This window comes from Pantoea sp. X-Soil-ISGK-259, assembly GCF_059730705.1.
The window spans coordinates 20,248-42,812 of sequence record NZ_AP035986.1; the positions used below are offsets into that span (position 1 = coordinate 20,248).

Consider the following 22,565-nt stretch of genomic DNA (forward strand, 5'->3'; position numbering starts at 1 on the left):
GTAGATGATCAGCAAGATGAGAAAAAAATCCGCACTCTATTTCAGGATAGAGTGCGGTTGATAACATATATCAAGCGGATACAGAGGGATTTATTCAGAGAGTTTACACACTCAATTAATCTCACTGGCAATAAAATTGTCAGATTCCGATGAGATCAATTTTTGATCAGATTAATTTCTTTCTGGGTCTTGTCGCTTTTTTTAACACCAAATTTGCTTCTGACTTAACTGATTTTATATCAGGCTTACTGACACAGAATGGACATGCCATCACACCCGTATAGCTTATCCTGGCTACGCTAAGTGCCTGATTGAGGGTATAGCAGCTTCCTATAAACGCCCGCCTTGTCTCTGAAGGCAGCTGCGGACAATCCATCCGATGCAGCAGCAATCCTCCGGTTGAATGATCGCTGACGTAGAATTTCATGGCCTTATACATGCCATATCCTTTTGCTGTGTGTAACAAACGAAAATTTAAAAATGCGCTTTTTAAGGTTAGCCATAACCTGTAAAAGCAGCGTCTGAATCCATGTGAAATTAATATGATTGCGGTTTTCACATTAGCTCGTCTGCGTTAAATAAATTTAGCATTTAATTTTAAAGTTAAAAAATATTTTTATTTGGGCTAAATAAATACCTTGTACAGATAAATCTTTTTTTGCTTCAGAATCTAAGAAGGATAGTTTTGCTAAGTTACTGATTTGTTGTTTCGCAAACATTAGTCCGTTTCATAAATCATTACGATGAGTAAGAATAAAGACATATAAAAAAAGCCATAAGAACATGAGTTAAAAGAGTTCTTATTTTATACGCACTGAGGTTTGATTCAATAATTGTGATTTTAAATCGACAATATGATCAAAATATTTGATCAATATAACTTTGGCTGAGCCTGTAAATATTACATTAAGAGTATAATTGATGAGCGTTATTATTGCCTGTGGCAGTAAATCATTAAACAATTTTATCCAGGTCTTTTTTTATCCTCAAATGAGCGTGGGTAATATCGTCTTGCAGGATGTGGATGTAATGCGCCGTTACCGCACAGCGTAATACCAAAAAAAAGCCGCAGGCGGAGTAATCCGCTTGCGGCATAAGTCAGCGACTTACTTCAGGTACTTTATTCTGTTGTCAGGGGCTACTCACTTTGCCAGTGAAAGGGGGAATGTTGCACCGCAACAACCTGCAGGTCATTCTTTATCTTCACCACCCGTTGAGGACCCAATATCTGCTGGGGCTCAGGGTTTTTATTCAGCATCACCGTAGCATGTGTGATGCCAGATCTTTCAGCTAGCTGGCACGTATGGCCTGCTATCGCAGGCCTTCGAACCAGGGTGGTAGCTGGCTTCGTAAAAGATTTGATACTTCCTTCTTCTATTGCGTCAGCCTGACCATTATTGGGTTGTTTCAGGCATACCAGACATCGGCCAACTTCGTGGTGATGCTGTAAAGCTACGGTCATTGCCTGCAGCGCTGTATAAAGGGTGCCAATAAATGTCCGATCGTCGAGAGACTTCGGAATTAAATTACACCCTTCCCGATGTAACAACGTTCCGCTCTCATAATGATTGCTGATGTAGTATTTCATTGCTTTTAACATGCTAATTCCTTAAGCATTACTGGACCTGAATATATCAGGTGAAAGATAATGATATTGATTCTTATTATTATAGTTTCTATTGTCGGGCAGATAAAGATTGCATAACTCGCCTGGAACTAAATGCGCGCGCCCAAAAAATCGTTTTAATTTGCGTGAAGGTATTTAACCGGTTTAACCCGCGCAATCTGAATCAACGCTGAATTTCACGTTACGTAAAACAGAAGCATTTTAGTGTAGCAGCGAAATAAGCTGGCAGTTAGCTGAGATACACTTTTCTGGTGTTGACTGATTAAGCGTCAGTGCAAAGAATAGTGGGGCCAGGTGGTAAACAGTATCCGCCTGCTTCGCACACCGGCAGACAACATCGCCAGCCTGGCTTATCGGCATACGCCAGCATTAAACCTTATTATCGACGGGGGCCATTAATTGATACTGCGCCAGGAGACGCGTTAATACGGCAGCGGCTGAACAGTAAGAGGCAGTAGCAATAAGGAAGGATGCCAGGCCAAACGGTTGCTAAACCGGGCATCCTGGACGGATTACTTCATGAGCGGCAGAAGTTGCTGATACAGAATTGAAAAGGTCTCCCGACGTGACTGGTAATGTACCCTTTTGTCCGGATCCGGTTGATGCCGCTGCACCAGAGTCGGCGTCGGGACGGTGACTTCCGGATTCAGCGCCTGCTGCGCCAGCCTTGCGGCGCCCAGAGCCGGACCCACTTCACCTCCGTGGCAATAGTCCAGCGTCTGGCCACTGATATCCGCCAGCATCTGACGCCACAGGGTGCTGCGTGCGCCGCCGCCGATCAACATAATACTCTTTGGCTGCACGCCACACTCATGCAGCACATCCATGCCCTGCGCCAGAGCAAATCCCACCCCTTCCAGCACCGATCGTGCCAGCTCAGGCCGGCCATGCTGGTGGGTAAAGCCAAAGAAGGCGCCCAGTGCATTCGGGTTGTTATGCGGCGTACGCTCACCGGAAAGATAGGGCAAAAACCATAACCCGGGTACGTCATCGCGTGCGCGCTCCGCTTCAGCCAGCAGCTCAGGAACATCTTTGCATCCGGTCAGCGTTGCTGCCCAGTCCAGACAGGAGGCTGCGCTGAGCATCACCGACATCAGATGCCAGCGCTGCGGTAACGCATGGCAGAAGCTGTGTACCGCGCGCGCCGGATTGCTGAGATAGCCGTCGCTTACCACAAAGTAGACGCCCGATGTCCCCAGCGACAGCATTCCCTGACCGGGTTCGGTCATGCCGACACCTATCGCACCTGCAGCATTGTCGCCACCGCCCGCAGCCAGCGGCACCGCGTTCATCTTCCACCGTGTCGCCAGTTCAGTATGCAGTGTGCCCGTCAGGGCATTGCCTTCATAGAGCGTCGGCATCTGCTCCCGGCGGAGATCGCAGGCGTGCAGCATCACATCGCTCCAGTCACGTTGCGCCACATCCAGCCACATTGTCCCTGCGGCATCGGACATATCAGTGGCGAAGTCGCCACTCAATCGCCAGCGCAAATAGTCTTTGGGCAACAGCACGTGAGCAATCTGACTGAAGATGGCCGGTTCATGCTGCTGCACCCACAGCAGCTTGGGAGCTGTGAAGCCGGGCATCATCAGGTTGCCGGTGATAGCCCGTGAATCCGGCACCTTCCGTTCCAGCTCACGACACTGCGCCTCGCTGCGTCCGTCATTCCAGAGCATGGCCGGACGTAATACCTGGTTAGCACTGTCGAGCAGCGTGGCACCATGCATCTGTCCGCTCAGCCCGATGGCCTGCACTGCACGCAGGTCCTGCTTCGCGCTCAGCGCCTGCATAGCCAGCTCCAGCGCCTGCCACCAGCTTTCGGGATCCTGTTCACTCCACAAGGGCTGTGGACGCGAAACCTGCAGGGGCGACGTTTCTGTCGCCACCACGTTGCCCTGTGCATCCATCAGCACCACTTTGACGCCAGAGGTGCCTAAATCGATCCCGATAAACATGCTCTGCTCCTGAAGGGTTAGAAATCAAACAGGTAGTGATTCACCAGATTTTCCAGCTGCTCCTGACGTCCGCTCTGATGCTGCGGATTGAGTTGCTGCTGCTGAGCATGCGCCGCCAGTGCCTCCAGTGAAAACTCACCTTTCAAAATTTGCTGACCGAACTCACCATTCCAGCCGCTGTAGCGCTGTGCCACACGCTTATCAAGTTCACCATCGCTGATCATGCGAGCCGCCACTTTCAGCGCCAGCGCCATGGTATCCATCGCGCCAATATGACCGTAGAAGAGATCATATTTATCGGTGCTCTGACGACGCACTTTGGCATCAAAGTTTAAGCCGCCAGTGGTAAAGCCGCCCGCTTTAAGGATCTCATACATCACCAGTGCATTCTCTTCCACGCTGACCGGGAACTGATCGGTATCCCAGCCGCACTGCGGATCGCCGCGGTTGGCATCGACTGAACCAAAAATACCCAGCGCAATAGCGGTAGCGATTTCATGATGGAAAGAGTGGCCCGCCAGCGTGGCGTGGTTGGCCTCCACGTTAACCTTGATCTCTTTCTCCAGGCCGAACTGTTTCAGGAAGCCATACACCGTCGCGACATCATAATCATACTGATGCTTAGTCGGCTCCTGCGGTTTCGGTTCAATCAGCAGCGTGCCCTGGAAGCCAATTTTATGTTTGTGTTCGACCACCATTTGCATAAAGCGGCCAATCTGCTCGCGCTCCTGGCGCAGATCGGTATTCAGCAGCGTTTCATAGCCTTCCCGTCCGCCCCACAACACATAGTTTTCGCCGCCCAGGGTTTTGGTCGCCTGCATAGCACTGCAGACCTGCGTCGCGGCCCAGGCAAAGACTTCCGGATCGGGATTAGTGGCAGCGCCAGCCCCGTATCGCGGATGGGTAAAGCAGTTGGCCGTGCCCCACAACAGTTTCACGCCAGTCTCCTGCTGTTTCTCCAGCAGTTTATCGGTCATAGCGGCAAAGTTTTCTTTGTAGCTGTGCAGCGAATCACCTTCAGGTGAGACATCAACGTCATGGAAGCAGTACCACGGCACATTCAGTTTATGGAAAAACTCAAAGGCCACATCCGCCTTTAGTTTTGCCTGCTGTAGCGCATCCCCGCTTTTCTGCCATGGGCGATCAAAAGCCCCCACGCCAAACATATCTGCACCATTCCAGCAGAAGGTGTGCCAGTAACAGGCAGCAAAGCGCAGATGCTCCGCCATGGTCTTGCCGAGGATGACCTCATCGGGATTGTAGTGGCGGAAAGCAAGAGGATGCGTCGACTGGGTGCCTTCATAACGAACCCGATCGATCTGATCGAAATAAGCGTGCATGGTGTGCTCCTTAGCATCAGTACCCGAATGGTCTGCGTTGAAGCAATATTCAATAGGGGCTGTGGCTTCAGCTCAATTACGATATTTCATAACGGGCATCAGATAATTATTATTTGTGCGCTGTCTCGCAAAATAATGTTATTAACGGGATGATTTAACCTGTTCACTCTCTTGTCTTAAAAAGATGAAACCTCGATCGCGCTCATAAAAAATGAAATAAACCAAAAAACGTAATAGCCGGATAAAAATCAGTAATTGCTGTAACCGGAGAAGAAGGGCAACAATTCATCCGCCTGGTTTATAGGCCTGAAACGACAATAGCCTCAACCTACAGGATGATCACAATGAAGATGAAACATGCACTGCTCGCCGCCTGCGCGGCGCTGGCGCTGTTCAGCCAGACCAGCGTGGCAAAAGAAGTGAAGATCGGCATGGCGATTGACGATTTGCGCCTTGAGCGCTGGCAGAAAGACCGCAATATTTTCGTTAAACAGGCGGAAACGCTGGGTGCTAAGGTGTTTGTTCAGTCAGCCAACGGCAACGAAGAGACACAGATGTCGCAGATTGAAAATATGATCAATCGCGGTGTCGATGTGCTGGTGATTATTCCCTACAACGGTCAGGTATTGAGTAACGTTGTCGCTGAAGCGAAACGGGAAGGCATTAAAGTGCTGGCCTATGACCGAATGATAAATAATGCCGATATCGATTTTTATATCTCTTTCGATAATGAAAAAGTGGGCGAGTTGCAGGCCGAAAGCATTCTGAAACAGGTGCCTAAGGGCAACTATTTTTTAATGGGCGGTTCGCCAGTGGATAATAACGCCCGCCTGTTCCGTGCCGGACAGATGAAAGTGTTAAAACCTTATATTGATAACGGCAGCATTAAAATTGTCGGCGATCAGTGGGTCGATGCCTGGCTGCCGGAAAACGCCCTGAAAATTATGGAAAATGCCCTGACCGCCAACAGTAACCACATTGATGCGGTCGTTGCCTCAAATGATGCCACCGCAGGCGGTGCCATTCAGGCCCTTAGCGCGCAGGGGCTGGCCGGAAAAGTGGCGATCTCCGGACAGGATGCCGATCTGGCCGCGATTAAACGTATCAAAGCGGGTACGCAGACCATGACGGTTTACAAACCGATCACGGAGCTGGCCACCGAAGCGGCGAAAATAGCCGTCGAACTGGGTGAGGGCAAAACACCCGCCAGCAACAGCACGCTGAACAATGGCCTGAAAGATGTGCCGTCACGGCTGCTGAAGCCGATTCCGGTTAACAAAGACAATATCGAAAGCACCGTGGTGAAAGACGGTTTCCACAAACAGAGCGAACTCTGACCGCGCATAGCGTGAGGGAGAACAGTCGATGCTGCTGGAAATGAAAAACATCACCAAACGTTTCGGTGCTGTTAAGGCGCTGAATGATGTCAGCCTGCAACTTGAGGCGGGTGAAGTGATGTCGTTGTGCGGTGAGAATGGATCGGGCAAATCGACGCTGATGAAAATCCTGTGCGGACTCTATCCGCACGGCGATTTTGAGGGACAGATTCACTTCTCTGGCGACGACATTCAGGCACAGACCATTCGCGATACCGAACGTAAAGGCATTGTGATTATCCATCAGGAGCTGGCGCTGGTGCGGCAACTGACGGTGATGGAGAACATCTTCCTCGGCGCCGAACTGAGTCGTTTCGGCATGGTGGATGATGAAACCATGACCCTGCGCTGCCAGCAACTGCTGGCGCGGGTCGGGCTGAACGTCTCGCCTGCAACCCGCGTGGGCGAGTTAGGCCTGGGTCAGCAGCAGCTGGTGGAGATTGCCCGCGCCCTTAACAAACAGGTCCGGCTGCTGATTCTGGATGAGCCGACCTCTTCTCTGACGGAGCAGGAGACGGATGTGCTGCTGAGCATCATTCGTAATCTGCGTGAACACGGTATCGCCTGCATCTACATCTCGCACAAGCTGAACGAGGTCAAGGCGATCTCCGACACCATCTGCGTAATCCGTGACGGCCAGCATATTGCCACCCGTCCTGCGGCAGGCCTGAGCGAAGATGACATCATCACCATGATGGTCGGACGCGAGCTGACCGCGCTCTATCCCCATGCGCCGCATCAGATTGGCGATGTGATACTCAAAGTGGACAATCTCACCGCCTGGCATCCGGTTAACCGCCACATCCGCCGCGTCAACAACGTCTCGTTCACACTCAGACGCGGTGAAATCCTTGGCATTGCGGGGCTGGTCGGCGCAGGCAGGACTGAAACGGTGCAGTGCCTGTTTGGTGTCTGGCCCGGGCGCTGGCAGGGTGATATCTGGATCAACGACAAACAGGTCAACATCACTGATTGCCGTGCCGCGATTGCGCACGGCATTGCGATGGTGCCGGAAGATCGCAAAAAGGATGGCATCGTGCCGCTGATGGCGGTGGGCAAAAATATTACCCTGGCGGCACTGGATCAGTTCAGTCACCGACTCTCGACGCTGGATGAAGCGCAGGAGCAGCAAGCGATCAACGACGCGATCAGTCGGCTGCGCGTAAAAACCTCCTCATCGGAACTGCCGATTGGCCGTTTAAGCGGCGGCAACCAGCAGAAAGCGATTCTGGCGAAGTGCCTGCTGCTCAATCCAAAAATCCTGATCCTGGATGAACCGACACGCGGCATTGATGTGGGTGCCCGTCAGGAGATCTACCTGCTGATCAATGCGCTGGTTCAGCAGGGTATCGCGGTGATTGTGATTTCCTCTGAGCTGCCGGAAGTACTGGGCCTGAGCGATCGGGTTCTGGTGATGCATGAAGGGCAGATCAAAGCCGATTTGATTAACGATAATCTGACTCAGGAGCAGGTGATGGAAGCTGCCCTGCGGAGTGAACATTATGCTTAAAAGTGAAAGTACCCAAAGCCGCCTCTCAGGTACGCCGGGCAAACCGTCACCGGGCAGGTTCACGCTGCCCAACCTGCAGGTTCTGGTGATGCTGGGCGCGATTGTGCTGATTGCGCTGTTCTTTACCTGGACTACCGACGGCTCGTGGCTCAGTGCGCGTAACGTCTCCAACCTGCTGCGACAGACCGCTATCACCGGCATTCTGGCGGTCGGCATGGTGTTCGTGATTATCTCGGCGGAGATCGACCTGTCAGTGGGTTCTATGATGGGTCTGCTGGGCGGCGCGGCGGCAATCTTTGACGTCTGGCTCGGCTGGCCGCTGCCGCTGACCATCGTGGTCACACTGGTGATGGGACTGCTGCTCGGCACCTGGAATGGCTGGTGGGTGGCGTATCGCAAAGTGCCGTCGTTTATTGTGACACTGGCGGGGATGCTGGCGTTCCGCGGTATTCTGGTCGGCATTACCGATGGCACCACCGTTGCGCCGATTACACCGGGCATGTCGCAGATTGGACAGAGTTATCTGCCGGGCGGTGTCGGTTTCGGCTTTGGTGTTGCAGGTCTGGCGCTGTTTACACTCTGGCAATGGCGGCTGCGGCTGCGTCGTCAGCAACTCGGCCTGCCACAGGGCGCAGCAAGCGGCACCGTGGGGCGTCAGGCGATCACGGCTATCTTAGTGCTGGGTGCCATCTGGTTACTCAATGATTATCGTGGCGTACCTACGCCGGTGTTGTTGCTGGCTGTGCTGCTGCTGGCGGGCATGTTTATGGCAACCCGCACCGCATTCGGCCGTCGTATCTACGCTATCGGCGGCAACATAGATGCAGCCCGCCTCTCTGGCATTAACGTGGCGCGCACCAAGCTGGCGGTGTTTGCCATCAACGGTGTGATGGTGGCGATTGCCGGGCTGATCCTCAGCTCGCGGCTGGGTGCAGGCTCACCATCGGCGGGTAATATTGCGGAACTCGACGCGATTGCCGCCTGCGTCATTGGCGGCACCAGCCTGGCGGGCGGCGTGGGGTCGGTTGCGGGCGCGGTCATGGGGGCCTTTATCATGGCCTCGCTGGATAACGGCATGAGCATGATGGATGTGCCGACTTTCTGGCAGTACATCGTCAAAGGCGCGATTCTGCTGCTGGCGGTGTGGATGGATACCGCAACGCGGCGTCGGGTGTAATCGCGCGGGCGATCACATTGTGGCGCAAACAATTTTTTTGCCCCTTTCAGCCGTGTTATGCAATGCGCTAAGGATTTAAGGGAACGCGCCATCATGCATGATAAACGTTATCGCATTACGCTGTTGTTTAACGCCAATAAAGTGTATGACCGTCAGGTGGTTGAGGGCGTCGGTGAGTATTTACAGGCGTCGCAGACAGACTGGGATATCTTCATCGAAGAAGATTTTCGCTGCCGCATCGACAACATCCGTGAGTGGCTGGGTGATGGGGTGATCGCCGATTACGACGATCGCTCTATCGAAGCTCTGCTGTCGAATGTCTCTGTCCCCATTGTCGGCGTGGGTGGCTCTTATCATCGCCAGGAAGATTATCCTCCGGTGCATTACATCGCCACTGACAACGCCGCGCTGGTGGAGAAAGCTTTTCTGCATCTGAAAGAGAAGGGCATCAACCGCTTTGCCTTTTATGGTTTACCGGCCTCCAGTGGCAAGCGCTGGGCGCAGGAGCGGGAACAGGCATTTCGTCAGCTGGTAGGGCGTGAGCGTTACCAGGGCGTGGTCTATCAGGGCATGGAGACCGCGCCGGAAAACTGGCAGCACGCGCAGAACCGGCTCGCCGACTGGCTGCAGACACTGCCGCCGCAAACCGGCATTATCGCCGTGACTGACTCCCGGGCGCGACATCTGCTGCAAGCCTGTGAACACCTGAAAATACCTGTACCGGAAAAGTTAACGGTGATCGGGATTGATAATGAGGAGCTGACCCGCTATCTGTCACGCGTCGCGCTCTCGTCCGTGGCGCAGGGTTCACGGCAGATGGGTTATCAGGCGGCCAAACTGCTGCACCGGTTGCTGGATAATCAGCCTCTGCCCCTTCAGCGCATTCTGGTGCCGCCGGTGAAAGTCATCGCAAGGCGCTCAACCGACTTCCGCTCACTGCGCGATCCGGCGGTGATTCAGGCAATGCACTACATCCGCTTTAACGCCTGTAAGGGCATTAAGGTGGAACAGGTGCTGGATGCGGTCGGGCTGTCGCGATCTAATCTGGAAAAACGCTTTCGTGATGAGACCGGCGACACCATTCATGCCATGATTCATCGCGAAAAACTGGAAAAAGCGCGCGAACTGCTGGCTTCTTCATCGCTCAATATCAATGAGATCTCGCAAATGTGCGGTTACCCTTCGCTGCAATACTTCTATTCAGTGTTCCGCAAAAGCTACGACACCACTCCAAAAGAGTATCGCCAGCATTTTGGTGAGAATGTGTTGTAGCAGGAAAGGGTGAGTCTGGCGGGGATGGATATCGGGTAAAAAAGCACGGACCGGGGCACTAAAACACCCGCTGCTCCCTCTCCTCCAGCACCGCCAGTGCCAGCCCGTTAGCCGGGTCAATCCGGTTCTCCGGGAACTGCAGCTGAGTATGCGCGGCGGTAAAAGCCAGCGCGTTACCGTGTGCGGTATCGCGTACCGCCTTACAGAAGCGCTCACTGGCGTTCCACGGACAATCAATGATGATTGTGGCGGGATTGAGCAGCAGCATAATCTGACTCAGTGCCGTACCCAGATAGCCACCTGCCAGCGCCATCACCTCATCCACCACGCGTGGCGCGCTGTCGCGGTTCTGCCAGCTCAGCCCAGGCTGACGCTGTGCCAGCTGTTGTTTAATCGCAGGCTGACTGACCAGCGCTTCAAGGCAACCCCGACGACCACAACTGCAACGCGGCCCTTCGGGCTGGACAACCAGATGGCCGGCCTCGCCCGCCGTCCAGCTGTGGCCGGTAAAGACTTCGCCATGCTGTACCAGTGCGCCGCCAATCCCCTCTGAAATACGCAGATAAAAATGGCTGCTCTCCACCGATAATCCACGCTGATCAACAGCCAGCAGCGCGGCGGCTTTAACATTGTTCATAATGCGAATCGGCAGACGAACGTGCTTGCGTAGCGCGCTCAGCAGGTCAACATCCTGCCATTCAAGCGGCAATGAAATGTGCATCCAGCCGCGTCGCGGATCAACGATGCCGGGAAAGCCCAGGCCAATGCCGAGCAAATCGGGATAGTGCTCAGTCAGTTCACGGCACAGCATGGCCAGCTCAGCCAGCAGGCGGGTCGGATTACTGGTATCAGTACGTAGTGTCGCTTCAGCCAGTACCTGGGAAAAATAGTCGCAGACCCGCCAGTGGACCACGTTGCGTTCCACCATAATGCCTGCGCTCTTAAGTTTTTCTGGCCTGAGGGTAATCCCGATTTTAGGCCGTCCGGCGGCCGCCACGCTGACCGGGCCCAGCTCTTCGATCAGGCCTTGTTCAAGCAGGTCATCAATGATTAATGAGACGGTATTTTTGCTGAGTGTCAGCACCTCCGCCAGATCCTGACGCGACGTCACGCGCAGCTTACGCAGCTGACTCATCACCCGTTTCTGGTTATTCAGTCTCAGTAGTGCAGGGCCTTTGCCATTCGTTTTCATCACGGGTTCACTCAACAGAGGAGTAACAATTGAGTGTATCAGCCCATGCGGATTCTTCATCCCACACTTTGCGTGCTGTTTCACACAACCCAATCGACGGTGGCGGAGATCGTGATGATGATCGGATTGCCGGATTAACACGGGTTTTCTGTGGTACCGGCGGAGCGGGCGAGACTGCGGGTGCAGCACCGTTGTCTGCGCCGGGTAGGGGAGAAAGACAAAGCAAGGGTGGTGAATGGCAAGGATGCGGAACATCAGGCCCGATTAACGCAGTGACCCGGCACAGCCGGGTCACTGATTAATATTCGTCGCCGCGCACCCGACTGCGATAGCTTTCCCAGTCGAAACGCACCCACAGGCTGTTACCGAGCCGCATACGATCCATGACGCGTTCACCCAGCAGTGCATTCATACCTGCATGGTCGAGGTTAGATAACATGCCGGTCGGTCGTTTCGACGAAGAACGGCGATCAACTATCTGGTTGATGATCACTTTTTCGTAGCGCGATTCGCTCTGCATACCAATTTCATCAATCACCAGCAGATCAACGCTGCTGAGATCCTGAATCAGCCGTTCTTCGGTAATGCCGCTACTGCCGCTGAAGGTGCCCTTCATACTCGACATCAGATCGGCCACCGTCACGATCAGCACGCTTTTACCGCGCAGAATCAGGTCATTGCCAATCGCGGCAGCCAGATGGTTCTTACCGGTGCCGGGACGTCCTGAAAAGACAAAGCTGGCGATGCTGCCATCAAATTCGGCAGCGTACTGACGTGCCAGCTCCAGCGCTTTGCGCTGTCCCTCGTTCTCTACCCGGTAATTATCAAATGAGCAGTTCATGTGCAGCTCACGAATACCGGATCGGCCCATCACGCGCTGCATTTTCATTGCGCGGTTTTCACGCACAATCGCCTCTGAACGCAGGCGACCCTGCTCCTGATTCCACGCCAGCAGCTCTTCACCATTAGCAAATTTCGGCCGGGTGCCCTCAGGCATCATTCTTTTCAGACGGTTAAAGAGATCGTTGGGCGTTTTCATCATTCACCTCGGAAACCATCGGGAATGGTACGGTCAGGATCAGGCAACTGCGTAATATCACGCTTCGGTTGCCCGCCATTTGCGGCGCGGTTCATCTGAACGCTGCGCGCCAGCTTTTGTTGCCACTGCACATGATGGAACATCCGGCCTTCGGCCTGCCAGTAGGCCACAAAGGCCGCCAGCTCGCTGGGCGTTACCGGTTCACTTAGCGCCACGCCCCAGATGGCGGCCTGACGGGTAAAGTCGGCATCCGGCTGCCAGCCCTGATACATGGCGAACTTGCCTGCCGGCGTATGAATCGCGGCGGGCGCGTCGTCATACAGGCTGTCATCCAGCGCCACATCATTTGGCTGCCGGGCGGCGGTTTCCAGCGCCAGCAGCTCAGCCAGACGCGTCGGTGTGATGGCGTACATCACCGGCGCATAGTTATCTAACACCGCCAGCGTGCCCTTTTCCGCCTGCTGCAGGGCAGTCAGCGGATCCTGTCGGAAGGCATCCAGGCCAATAAGCGTTGAAGTTAAGATTTTAGCTGACATGAAAAGACCTGAGGTTAACGAACACCTTGCGTCGGGAACCCATCACCGACGCAGAAGTGTTTATTGTACCTGTTTTAAGGGTGCGGATCGCTTAAAAAGCAACGCTGCGGATCAGTGTGAGGTGACCGTGGAGGTCGCGTGGCGGGCCGGTGCAGATTCGGTGATTTGTACCCGGACACCCGCAGCAGCCGGACGGGTCTGCCACAAATAGCGCACTGAGGCGAGCCAGCAGAGGCTGTATCCCAGAAGCTCGGTACCCTCTTCGGCCATGTTTTTCACCACGCGGTTGTAATCCCCCAGCATCAGATGCTGCCACAGCGCATGCACACCAAACAGGCGGGAGAAGACCAGCACCACTAAGAAGCCAGAGGCCATCACCGGCCAGCTGCGATGCAGCAGCAGATTCGCCAGCGCATGCACGGTTTTTTTTGGCGTCCGCAGCGCGACAGCCAGCGAACCCGCCGTAACGGCCAGAGCAAACCAGACCCAGCTGCCGTGCTGAAAAGTATCAAAAACAAAGTCGAGTTCGCGGATGAGCATGCAGCTGTAAAAGCCCGCCACTAAGGTCAGCGCCCCGCGCTGAGCGGGACGACGGCGAGCCGCAATAAAGAACAGTGCGGCGATCATCGCCAGCATGCATTCCTGGGTGGTTTCAGTAAAAGAGGTTTCGTGGAGCGCGTCGTTCATCCAGGCCACATCAATGTAGACAGGGACGATAGTCAACGCGAGAACCAGAGCTGCCAGAAGGAAAACCGCTATTTCGCGGCCAATAATTGTCAAATCGTTGCGCATAAGGTTACCGGTATAATGATTAGCGGACTCATTATATTTTAAACGCCCGATTCCCTTTCTCATTTTATGCCCCGCTAGAAGCTGGCACTGAATCCAAAGGTATAAAGTTGCTGCTCCTGATTATTCAGCGCCTCACTTTGTGAAAACGCAGCAAAAGCCGCCAGATTCGCGTTGAGTGGCATTTGTGCACCGATGCTCACATCAATGCCATCGGATTGATCAGAGCCGTTGGTTGCCTCGCGCCGGGGATTCTGCGATGTATCGGCCATCAGATAGTGATAACTCAGCTGCGCCCAGGGCGATATCCATCCCTGTTTCGAATCAATGCGCCAGCCGACGCTGGCGCTCTGCTCACGGCTCTGCTGATCGCTGTAATCGCATTGCAGACAGTTCATCTGCTGCGGATCGACCGCATACTGCGCCACGGGTCCGGTGGTGAGTGACGGGGCAATAGGCAGGTCAACGCCCGCCCGATAGCGTTTTCCCAGCGGCGTAGTGCCTACGCTGCCGGTTTCACTGTGCAGGGCAATGGGGGATGCGGTAGGCGAGTTAATGGCGGCTTCAAACAGGGCGCGGCTTTCATCGCTGAAGGCGAGTGGGTTCAGGGCGATCTTCTCCGCCAGGATCGTGTCGTAGTCGGGAGAGAAGACGGGATGTTGAGGCGCAGAGGTGCCACCGCGGGCAAAAGTCGGTTGCGTTAAGAGTAACAGGCATACAGCACAGCAGGTCCGCAGACCTTTCCAACCGCTTCTCGGCACCATCGCTTCTCCGGGCAAAACTGAAGTTATTATCCGGCGTCTTAATTAAATTTTCGGCCCGTCTCTGTTATTTAACCGGTGGTTGTTTAACTATCAACCGATAAATTCTAAGATCAAGCGGACCGCCAGAATTTTCACGTCATTAAAGGAAAAAAGTGATGCAACGATGTGGTTGGGTAACGCAGGATCCCCTCTATCTGGCCTATCACGACCGTGAATGGGGTGTGGTGCAAAGAGACAAGCGCGCGCTGTTTGAGATGCTTTGTCTGGAAGGGCAGCAGGCGGGATTATCCTGGATCACCGTGCTGAAAAAGCGGGAAAACTATCGGGCGGCCTTTCACCAGTTTGATCCGCAGGCCATAGCATTGATGGATTCCACAGATATTGACGCGCTGATGCTCAACAGCGGCATTATCCGCCACGCGGGTAAAATCGCGGCCATTATCGCTAACGCGCGTGCTTATCTTGAAATGGAGACGAAAGGCGAGGATTTCAGCCACTTCGTCTGGCAATTTGTCGATAACGTGCAAATCGTTCACGATTATCCTGATTACAGCCAGGCACCCACGACGTCAGAGCACGCCATTGCGCTCTCTAAGGCGTTAAAGCAGCGTGGTTTTAAATTCATCGGCCCCACAATTTGCTACTCCTTTATGCAGGCCTGTGGGCTGATAAATGATCATCAGAGCAACTGTTTTTGTCATCCTGACAATCAAAAGACGTGATTCCCGTTAAATCAGGATTTTTCCGCACTACATTCCCTGGCATCAGGCGGCATAATCGTGCCACTTATGGGAAAGGTTTTCCCCTGTGTGTCGAATGTAAGGGAACAAAAATGCAGAAAAAATTAATCGCCATCACTTTGTTATTAAGCGGCACCCTGGCCCTGCCAGGGTGTACGACCAATCCTTACACCGGCGAATCTCAGGCGGGTAAGTCAGGCGTGGGCGCGGGCCTGGGCGCACTCGTGGGTGCCGGTGTCGGCGTGCTCTCCTCATCGAAAAAAGATCGTCGTAAAGGCGCACTGATTGGTGCCGCTGGCGGTGCTGCACTGGGCGGTGGCGTGGGCTACTACATGGATGTACAGGAAGCGAAACTGCGCGACAAAATGCGCGGCACGGGTGTCAGCGTGACCCGTAATGGCGATAACATCGTTCTGAATATGCCAAATAATGTCACCTTCGACTCTAATAGCAGCAATCTGAAACCGGCCGGTGCAAATACCCTGACCGGTGTTTCAATGGTGCTGAAAGAGTATCCGAAAACAGCGGTAAACGTCGTAGGTTACACTGACAGCACTGGCAGCCGTGCACTGAACATGCGCCTGTCTCAACAGCGTGCTGAAAGTGTTGCCAGCGCGTTGATCGTGCAGGGTGTTGCCAGCGATCGCCTGCGTACGCAGGGTGCAGGCCCGGATAATCCGGTTGCCACCAACAGCACCGAAGCAGGCAAAGCACAAAACCGTCGTGTTGAGATCACGCTCAGCCCACTGTAATAATCATCGCGCGCGCCCCCGACCTGGGGGCGTCTTTTTTCTGTAAAGCCTTCCGCTAAAAGAACCAGTAATGTTTCGGCGAATAGAGCCAGCAGACGCTTTATGGTAGCCTGATCAAAAATTGATCAGAGAATATTTCCTCATGTCTCTTAAAGCCATCGCTACGGTTTTAGGCCTTTCCGTGACGACGGTCAGTCGTGCCCTTAATGGTTATCAGGACGTTGCTCACGAAACGCGTAAGCGTATCGAAGAGGAAGCGCAGCGGCGCGGCTACCGACCCAATGCAGCGGCGCGGCGTCTGAAAACCGGTCGCGCTAACGCGGTGGGTCTTATCTACCCGATCAGTGCATCTTCTCTGAGTGGCAGCGACTTTAGCGACATGCTGCTGTCGCTGGATCATCACCTTGCCTGTCATGACATTAATCTGCTGTTACTGATGGATAAGCAGCAGAGTCAGTCGACACTGACACATCTGTTGCGCAGTGGGGCCGTGGATGCCCTTATCGTCGGTCACACTACGCCCGATGACAGCCGACTTCATGCGCTGCTTCAGGCTAATTTTCGCTTTCTGGCGCTGGGCCGCAGCGATCTGCCACCCACTTATGCCTGGTTTGATGTGGATCACTTCGCGGGTTCGCAGATGGCGGTGAGCTGGTCGCTGGCGCAGGGACGGCAGCGGATAGCCTGGCTCGGTAGCAACGAACACAGCACGCAGGTGCGTGAGCGTCGTCAGGGATATCTGACCGCGCTGGGCGATGTCGCACCTTATGCGATGGCGGCTGTGTCGCCGTCTCGCCGTGCCGGCTATCAGCAAACCAGGCAGTGGCTGGCAGAGGCGGCGGTACCGGAAGTGATTATCACCGACTGCGCTGTGCTGGCTGAAGGCGCAGCTCTGGCACTGCATCAGGCAGGACGGTCAGCAGGTGAGCGTGCCATTCTGCTGGCAGGCTGGGAGGGATTGCCGCGTGATGCGATTCTCGATCATCCCATTGTCGCTATTCGCCAGGCAACACCGCACCAGGCCGGAGAGCAGGTGGCTGAAATGGTCATCCAGCTGATCAATGGCGCACCACCGGAAACGTTACAGACCCTTTGGCAACCCTGGCTGCAATTACCGGTATAGCACTTTTTGCGGTGAGCTTTGCTTGTGCTAGTCTCTGCCTGGTTTCTCATTTCGCAGGATATCTCATGAAAATCAGGCCGCCTCGTGCCACCATCAGCGATGTTGCTCACGCGGCACGAACGGGCAAAACCAGCGTTTCACGCTATCTCAATGGCGAGCTGCATCTGCTTTCTGACGGTTTAAAAGCGCGGATTGAGCAGGCGATTGCCGATCTCAGCTATCGTCCAAGCCAGATGGCGCGCGGCCTGAAGCGCGGACGTACCCGCCTGATCGGGCTGATTATTGCCGATATCACCAATCCCTATTCCGTCGATGTGATGAGCGGTATTGAAGCCGCCTGCCGCGAGCAGGGTTTTACCCTGCTGATGTGTAACACCAATAATGAAGTGGATCTGGAGCAGCACTATCTGCAACTGCTTAGCAGCTATCAGGTAGAAGGCATCGTGGTTAACGCGGTCGGTATGCGTGAAGAGGTGCTGAATCATCTGCAACAATCCCTGCTGCCAATGGTGCTGATTGACCGAAAAATCCCCGATTTTCCCTGCGATGTAGTGGGACTGAATAACGCCGAAGCGGCTGAAACAGCCACGCGCCATCTGGTCGACAATGGCTATAACGCACTGCTGTTTCTGAGTGAGCCGCTGGGCAGCGTCAACACTCGCCGCGAGCGTCTGCAGGCTTTCCGCCAGCTGCTGGCAACGCATCCTCAGGTTGAGCATGAGAATACTGAAGTGGGGCTGCATCAGCCCGATGCGCTGGACCAGGCGTTGCTGGCCTTCCATCAGCGTCATACCGGCAAACGCTGCGCGGTGATGGTCGCCAACGGGGCGCTGACGCTGCAGGTGGCGCGATCGTTACAACGACTCAATCTGCACTGGGGTCGCGATATCGGCCTGCTCGGTTTTGATGAACTGGAGTGGGCGGCGCTGGCCGGTGTCGGTATCACCACGCTGAAACAACCCACCTGGCAGATTGGCTTCAGTGCACTGGAACGCCTGATTGCCCGTATTGAGGGCAGTGATGTGCCGGTTGGCGAGCAGGTCTTCTCTGGTGAACTGATTGTTCGCGGCTCAAGCCAGCCTCTGGGCTGAATTTCAGATTTAACCTTCCGTTTACGTGCTCGCTTCGTGAGCACGATCATAATTTCACAGTTTGCTCCTTTGCTTTGGAACCGGTTCCATTTAGGGTTTTTCTATTCGTTATGGGCAGAACCCTGCCATGGAGTAGAACATGAAACCTGACATCATCGTGGTGACCGCCGCTTATGGCCACGCGCAGATCGCCGCACTCGGCGGTCAGCGTGCGCTGCTGCCGATTATTCAGCAGGCGGGCGCTGACGGCGTTGAAATCCGCCGCGAACTGCTTGATGACACGGCGCTTACCGATCTGCCCGCGCTGGGCCGGGCGGTGGCGCAGCATCAGCTGCACGCCAGCTATTCGGTGCCCGATACGCTGTTTTGTGACGGCGGCGAAATCAATCCACGCCTGATCCACTACGTTGAAGAAGCACGCCAGTTAAACGCTCAGCGGCTGAAAGTGGCGCTGGGAGACTTTACCGGTGCACTCCCTCGCGAAACGTTGCAGGCGCTGCTGGCGGATCTGCCGTTTCAGCTGACCGTGGAAAATGACCAGACTGAGCATGGTCGACTGGCGCCGTCCGTCGCGTTTTTTACGGCGGTCAGGGAAGCCGATCTGCCGATCAGCATGACCTTTGATATGGGTAACTGGCGCTGGACCGGGGAAGATGCCGACCAGGCAGCGCAACAACTGGCCGCGCAGGTGGGTTATGTGCACGTCAAAGCGGCCGTGCCGCACCAGGATAGCTTCCGGGCGATTGCGCTGGATGAGGCGGATGACCACTGGCGCACGCTGCTGCAACAGCTGCCCGCACAGGCACCGCGCGGTATCGAATTTCCGCTGGAAGGCGACGATCTGACTGCGGTGACACGCCACTACGTGTCGCTGCTGCGTAACGTGTAAGGAACAGATATGACGCACATTAATCATCACAACGGTCAGCTTGATGTGGTCACCATCGGTGAAGCGATGGCGATGTTTATCGCCCGCGAGACTGGCGATCTGGCCGCAGCAGAGACCTTTGTTAAACGTTCTGCGGGCGCTGAACTCAATGTGGCGACCGGCCTGGCACGTCTTGGCCTGAAAGTGGGCTGGGTCAGCCGTATCGGCGATGACGCTTTCGGCCGGTTTATCTGCCAGCAGCTGGAAAAAGAGGGTATCGACCACGCCTGTGTGACGGTCGATAAACGCTATCCCACCGGTTTTCAGCTCAAGTCCAAAGTCGATGACGGTTCTGATCCGCTGGTGGAATATTTTCGTAAAGGCTCGGCGGCCAGCCATCTGTCGGTTGAGGATTTTGATGCAGACTATTTCGGCTCGGCGCGTCATCTGCACCTGAGCGGTGTGGCGGCGGCGCTGTCAGAGAGCTCGCTGGCGCTGCTGAAGCACACCGCCAAAGAAATGCGTGCACGCGGTAAAACTATTTCGTTTGACCCTAACCTGCGGCCGGTGTTGTGGCGCAGCGAAGAGGAGATGCGTAAGCAACTCAATCTGCTGGCGGAGTATGCCGACTGGGTGCTGCCGGGCGAAAAAGAGGGGCTGATTCTGACCGGTTATCGTCAGCCGGAAGCGATCGCCGATTTCTATCTCGACAAGGGTGTCAAAGCCGTGGTCATAAAAACCGGTTGTGACGGTGCCTGGTATAAAACGTCGCAGGGCGAAAAGGGTCAGGTTGAGGCGATAAAAGTCGATAACGTGGTGGATACCGTGGGTGCCGGTGACGGTTTTGCCGTTGGCGTTATCAGCGCCCTGCTGGAAGGTCAGTCGCTGCCGCAGGCGATTCGTCGCGGCAACAAAATTGGTTCGATGGCGATTCAGGTCATTGGTGACAGCGAAGGTCTGCCGACGCGTCAGCAACTGGGCGACGTGTAGTTCGCGCCCCTCTACAGTCACAGGAGTTCCCGATGAAAAAGCAGACAATCGCGCCAAAACGCTGGTGGTTCATCATGCCCATCGTGTTTATCACCTACAGCCTGGCGTATCTTGATCGTGCAAATTTTAGCTTCGCTTCTGCTGCCGGGATTAATGACGATCTCGGCATCACCAAAGGCATGTCCTCGCTGCTGGGTGCGCTGTTCTTCCTGGGTTACTTCTTCTTCCAGATCCCGGGTGCGATTTACGCCGAACGCCGCAGCGTCAAAAAACTGATCTTCGTTTGCCTGATTCTGTGGGGCGGCTGCGCCTCGCTGACCGGCGTGGTCAGCAACATTCCGATGCTGGCAGCCATTCGCTTTGTTCTGGGCGTGGTGGAAGCTGCGGTAATGCCTGCGATGCTGATTTATATCAGCAACTGGTTTACCAAATCGGAGCGTTCACGCGCCAACACCTTCCTGATCCTGGGGAATCCCGTCACGGTGCTGTGGATGTCGGTGGTGTCGGGCTATCTGATCGAATCCTTTGGCTGGCGTGAGATGTTTATCATCGAAGGGATTCCTGCGGTGATCTGGGCGATCGCCTGGTGGTTCCTGGTGCAGGATAAACCCGCACAGGCGCGCTGGATGAGCGATGCCGAGAAAGCGGCGTTGCAGGCTGAACTGCAGAAAGAGCAGGAAAATATCAAAGCGGTGCGCAACTACGGTGAAGCGTTCCGTAACCGCAACGTGATCATTCTCTGTCTGCAATATTTTGCCTGGAGCATCGGCGTGTATGGCTTTGTGCTGTGGCTGCCGTCGATTCTGCGTAACGGCACGCAGATGGGCATGGTCGAAGCGGGCTGGTTGTCAGCGGTGCCTTATCTGGCGGCAACCATTGCGATGGTGATTGTCTCCTGGGCGTCTGACAAAACCCAGAACCGCAAGCTGTTCGTCTGGCCACTGCTGCTGATCGGTGCGCTGGCTTTCCTCGGCTCGTACCTGGTGGGATCTAACCACTTCTGGATGTCCTACACCCTGTTGGTGATTGCCGGTGCCGCGATGTATGCGCCTTACGGACCGTTCTTTGCCATCATCCCTGAAATGCTGCCGCGTAATGTTGCCGGTGGTGCAATGGCGTTGATCAACAGCATGGGTGCGCTGGGATCGTTTATCGGTTCATGGATTGTCGGCTATCTTAATGGAGCAACCGGCAGCCCATCCGCCTCCTACATCTTTATGGGATCGGCCCTGCTGGTTTCGGTGTGGCTGACGCTGATTGTGAAGCCGGCGCAGAATAAAGCGCCACCGTTGCAGGGTGCGAAACCGGCCTGAAAGCGTAAACGTTAGCCTCTATTTCTCCGGGCGGCCTGCAAGCCGCCCGTAACTTATTGACCGGGAGCCACCGAATGAAACCCGCTGTAATTCTTTATAAAAAACTGCCTGACGATCTTTATGCCCGCCTGGCTGAACAGTGTGACGTGACGGAAATCAGCGATCTCTCACCAGAGAGCCAGCAGAAGTATGCTGCGGATTTCCAGCAGGCAGAAGGTCTGCTGGGATCGGGCGGTAAAGTGAATGGCGAGCTGCTGGCGAAAATGCCCAATCTTCGCGTCTGCTCCAGCGTCTCTGTGGGCTACGACAATTTTGATGTAGACGCCCTGAATCAGCGTAATGTGGTGCTGATGCACACGCCGACCGTGCTGACCGAAACCGTGGCAGACACCATGATGGCGCTGGTGCTGAGCACGGCGCGCCGGGTGCCGGAACTGGATGCCTGGGTTAAAGCGGGTAACTGGCAGAAGAGCATCGGACCGGCGCAGTTCGGCATCGACGTACACCATAAAACGCTGGGTATTCTCGGCATGGGACGTATCGGGATGGCGCTTGCGCAGCGGGCGCACTTTGGTTTTGGCATGAAAATCCTCTATAACGCCCGCCGTGAGCATGAGGAGGCACAGTCACGCTTTGGCGCACAGCGCTGTGAACGGGAAGCGCTGCTGAAGCAGAGTGATTTCGTCTGCATTAGCCTGCCGCTGACTGAAGAGACACACCATCTGATTGGGGCCGCCGAGCTGGACCTGATGAAACCGGATGCGGTGCTGATCAACGCCGGGCGCGGACCGGTGGTGGATGAGAAGGCGCTGATCGCTGCCTTGCAGGCAGGCAAACTGCATGCCGCCGGACTGGATGTGTTTGAGCAGGAGCCGGTCTCTGCTGACTCCCCACTGCTGTCATTGCCCAATGTGGTGACGCTGCCGCACATCGGTTCTGCGACACACGAAACCCGTTACGGCATGATGCAGGATGCGGTAGAAAATCTCATCGCCGCACTTGGCGGAAGCGTCGAGAAGAACTGCGTTAACCCGCAGGCACTGAAGTAATCCCCACGCCTTCCCATTGCGCCCGCCGATGGCGGGCGTTATGGTGGACCCCCGATTCGTTA

General features: G+C 54.9%; 20 protein-coding genes. 12 read left to right on the forward strand and 8 right to left on the reverse strand.

Going from position 1 to position 22,565, the window contains the following annotated elements; genetic code table 11:
* Positions 1-1,138 precede the first annotated feature (1,138 nt).
* The 3 genes from AC6I77_RS00100 to xylA all read right to left on the reverse strand — a co-directional run bounded on the left by AC6I77_RS00100 (position 1,139) and on the right by xylA (position 4,922).
* On the reverse strand, positions 1,139-1,600 hold the full coding sequence (locus tag AC6I77_RS00100; RefSeq protein WP_438477393.1) for a hypothetical protein: 462 nt from the start codon (positions 1,598-1,600) through the stop codon (positions 1,139-1,141).
* Positions 1,601-2,139: 539 nt separating this feature from the next.
* Positions 2,140-3,582, reverse strand: a complete 1,443-nt coding sequence (gene xylB / locus AC6I77_RS00105; protein WP_078805078.1) for a xylulokinase — start codon at positions 3,580-3,582, stop codon at positions 2,140-2,142.
* 17 nt (positions 3,583-3,599) lie between these two features.
* Positions 3,600-4,922: a xylose isomerase gene (gene xylA, locus AC6I77_RS00110; RefSeq protein WP_003849568.1), complete on the reverse strand. Its 1,323-nt coding sequence runs from the start codon at positions 4,920-4,922 to the stop codon at positions 3,600-3,602.
* A gap of 344 nt (positions 4,923-5,266) precedes the next feature.
* On the opposite strand from xylA, the gene xylF reads away from it, so the two are divergent.
* The 4 genes from xylF (at position 5,267) to xylR (ending at position 10,257) form a co-directional block, all read left to right on the forward strand.
* On the forward strand, positions 5,267-6,259 hold the full coding sequence (xylF, locus tag AC6I77_RS00115) for a D-xylose ABC transporter substrate-binding protein (RefSeq protein WP_497816667.1): 993 nt from the start codon (positions 5,267-5,269) through the stop codon (positions 6,257-6,259).
* A gap of 28 nt (positions 6,260-6,287) precedes the next feature.
* Entirely contained in the window at positions 6,288-7,808 is a 1,521-nt protein-coding gene (locus AC6I77_RS00120; protein WP_003849573.1) for a xylose ABC transporter ATP-binding protein, read from the forward strand.
* On the forward strand, positions 7,801-8,985 hold the full coding sequence (xylH, locus tag AC6I77_RS00125) for a xylose ABC transporter permease XylH (RefSeq protein WP_003849574.1): 1,185 nt from the start codon (positions 7,801-7,803) through the stop codon (positions 8,983-8,985). Before AC6I77_RS00120 ends, xylH begins: the two co-directional genes overlap by 8 nt.
* A 93-nt stretch (positions 8,986-9,078) precedes the next feature.
* Positions 9,079-10,257, forward strand: coding sequence for a D-xylose utilization transcriptional activator XylR (gene xylR / locus AC6I77_RS00130; RefSeq protein WP_003849577.1), 1,179 nt, complete (start codon positions 9,079-9,081; stop codon positions 10,255-10,257).
* 58 nt (positions 10,258-10,315) lie between these two features.
* Here the strand turns inward: xylR and AC6I77_RS00135 are convergent, their stop codons facing one another.
* The 5 genes from AC6I77_RS00135 to AC6I77_RS00155 all read right to left on the reverse strand — a co-directional run bounded on the left by AC6I77_RS00135 (position 10,316) and on the right by AC6I77_RS00155 (position 14,577).
* Positions 10,316-11,449 carry an ROK family protein gene (locus AC6I77_RS00135; RefSeq protein ID WP_497816668.1) on the reverse strand — a complete coding sequence of 378 codons (1,134 nt, stop codon included), beginning with the start codon at positions 11,447-11,449 and terminating at the stop codon, positions 10,316-10,318.
* A 298-nt stretch (positions 11,450-11,747) separates the two neighbouring features.
* On the reverse strand, positions 11,748-12,488 hold the full coding sequence (gene dnaC / locus AC6I77_RS00140; protein WP_003849584.1) for a replicative helicase loader DnaC: 741 nt from the start codon (positions 12,486-12,488) through the stop codon (positions 11,748-11,750).
* Complete coding sequence (gene dnaT, locus AC6I77_RS00145) at positions 12,488-13,024, reverse strand: primosomal protein DnaT (protein WP_283543925.1); 537 nt, start codon at positions 13,022-13,024, stop codon at positions 12,488-12,490. The genes dnaC and dnaT overlap by 1 nt, the downstream gene beginning before the upstream one ends.
* A gap of 111 nt (positions 13,025-13,135) precedes the next feature.
* Positions 13,136-13,816, reverse strand: coding sequence for a hypothetical protein (locus tag AC6I77_RS00150; protein WP_033743345.1), 681 nt, complete (start codon positions 13,814-13,816; stop codon positions 13,136-13,138).
* A gap of 74 nt (positions 13,817-13,890) precedes the next feature.
* Positions 13,891-14,577 carry a hypothetical protein gene (locus AC6I77_RS00155; RefSeq protein ID WP_003849591.1) on the reverse strand — a complete coding sequence of 229 codons (687 nt, stop codon included), beginning with the start codon at positions 14,575-14,577 and terminating at the stop codon, positions 13,891-13,893.
* Positions 14,578-14,732: 155 nt separating this feature from the next.
* On the opposite strand from AC6I77_RS00155, the gene AC6I77_RS00160 reads away from it, so the two are divergent.
* The 8 genes from AC6I77_RS00160 (at position 14,733) to ghrB (ending at position 22,503) form a co-directional block, all read left to right on the forward strand.
* Complete coding sequence (locus tag AC6I77_RS00160; RefSeq protein ID WP_003849593.1) at positions 14,733-15,299, forward strand: DNA-3-methyladenine glycosylase I; 567 nt, start codon at positions 14,733-14,735, stop codon at positions 15,297-15,299.
* 110 nt (positions 15,300-15,409) lie between these two features.
* Positions 15,410-16,069, forward strand: coding sequence for an OmpA family lipoprotein (locus tag AC6I77_RS00165; RefSeq protein ID WP_003849594.1), 660 nt, complete (start codon positions 15,410-15,412; stop codon positions 16,067-16,069).
* Positions 16,070-16,211: 142 nt separating this feature from the next.
* Positions 16,212-17,192 (forward strand): LacI family DNA-binding transcriptional regulator, encoded by a 981-nt coding sequence (locus AC6I77_RS00170; RefSeq protein WP_003849595.1) that lies wholly within the window; start codon positions 16,212-16,214, stop codon positions 17,190-17,192.
* 65 nt (positions 17,193-17,257) lie between these two features.
* Complete coding sequence (locus tag AC6I77_RS00175) at positions 17,258-18,283, forward strand: LacI family DNA-binding transcriptional regulator (protein WP_003849597.1); 1,026 nt, start codon at positions 17,258-17,260, stop codon at positions 18,281-18,283.
* Positions 18,284-18,422: 139 nt separating this feature from the next.
* Entirely contained in the window at positions 18,423-19,172 is a 750-nt protein-coding gene (locus tag AC6I77_RS00180) for a sugar phosphate isomerase/epimerase family protein (protein WP_008926383.1), read from the forward strand.
* Between the two features lie 9 nt (positions 19,173-19,181).
* Entirely contained in the window at positions 19,182-20,141 is a 960-nt protein-coding gene (locus tag AC6I77_RS00185; protein WP_008926384.1) for a sugar kinase, read from the forward strand.
* A gap of 32 nt (positions 20,142-20,173) precedes the next feature.
* The gene (locus AC6I77_RS00190) at positions 20,174-21,454 is read left to right on the forward strand and encodes an MFS transporter (RefSeq protein WP_003849602.1); all 1,281 of its coding nucleotides are present in this window, start codon (positions 20,174-20,176) and stop codon (positions 21,452-21,454) included.
* A 74-nt stretch (positions 21,455-21,528) separates the two neighbouring features.
* Positions 21,529-22,503 carry a glyoxylate/hydroxypyruvate reductase GhrB gene (gene ghrB, locus AC6I77_RS00195; protein WP_008926385.1) on the forward strand — a complete coding sequence of 325 codons (975 nt, stop codon included), beginning with the start codon at positions 21,529-21,531 and terminating at the stop codon, positions 22,501-22,503.
* Positions 22,504-22,565: the final 62 nt, after the last annotated feature.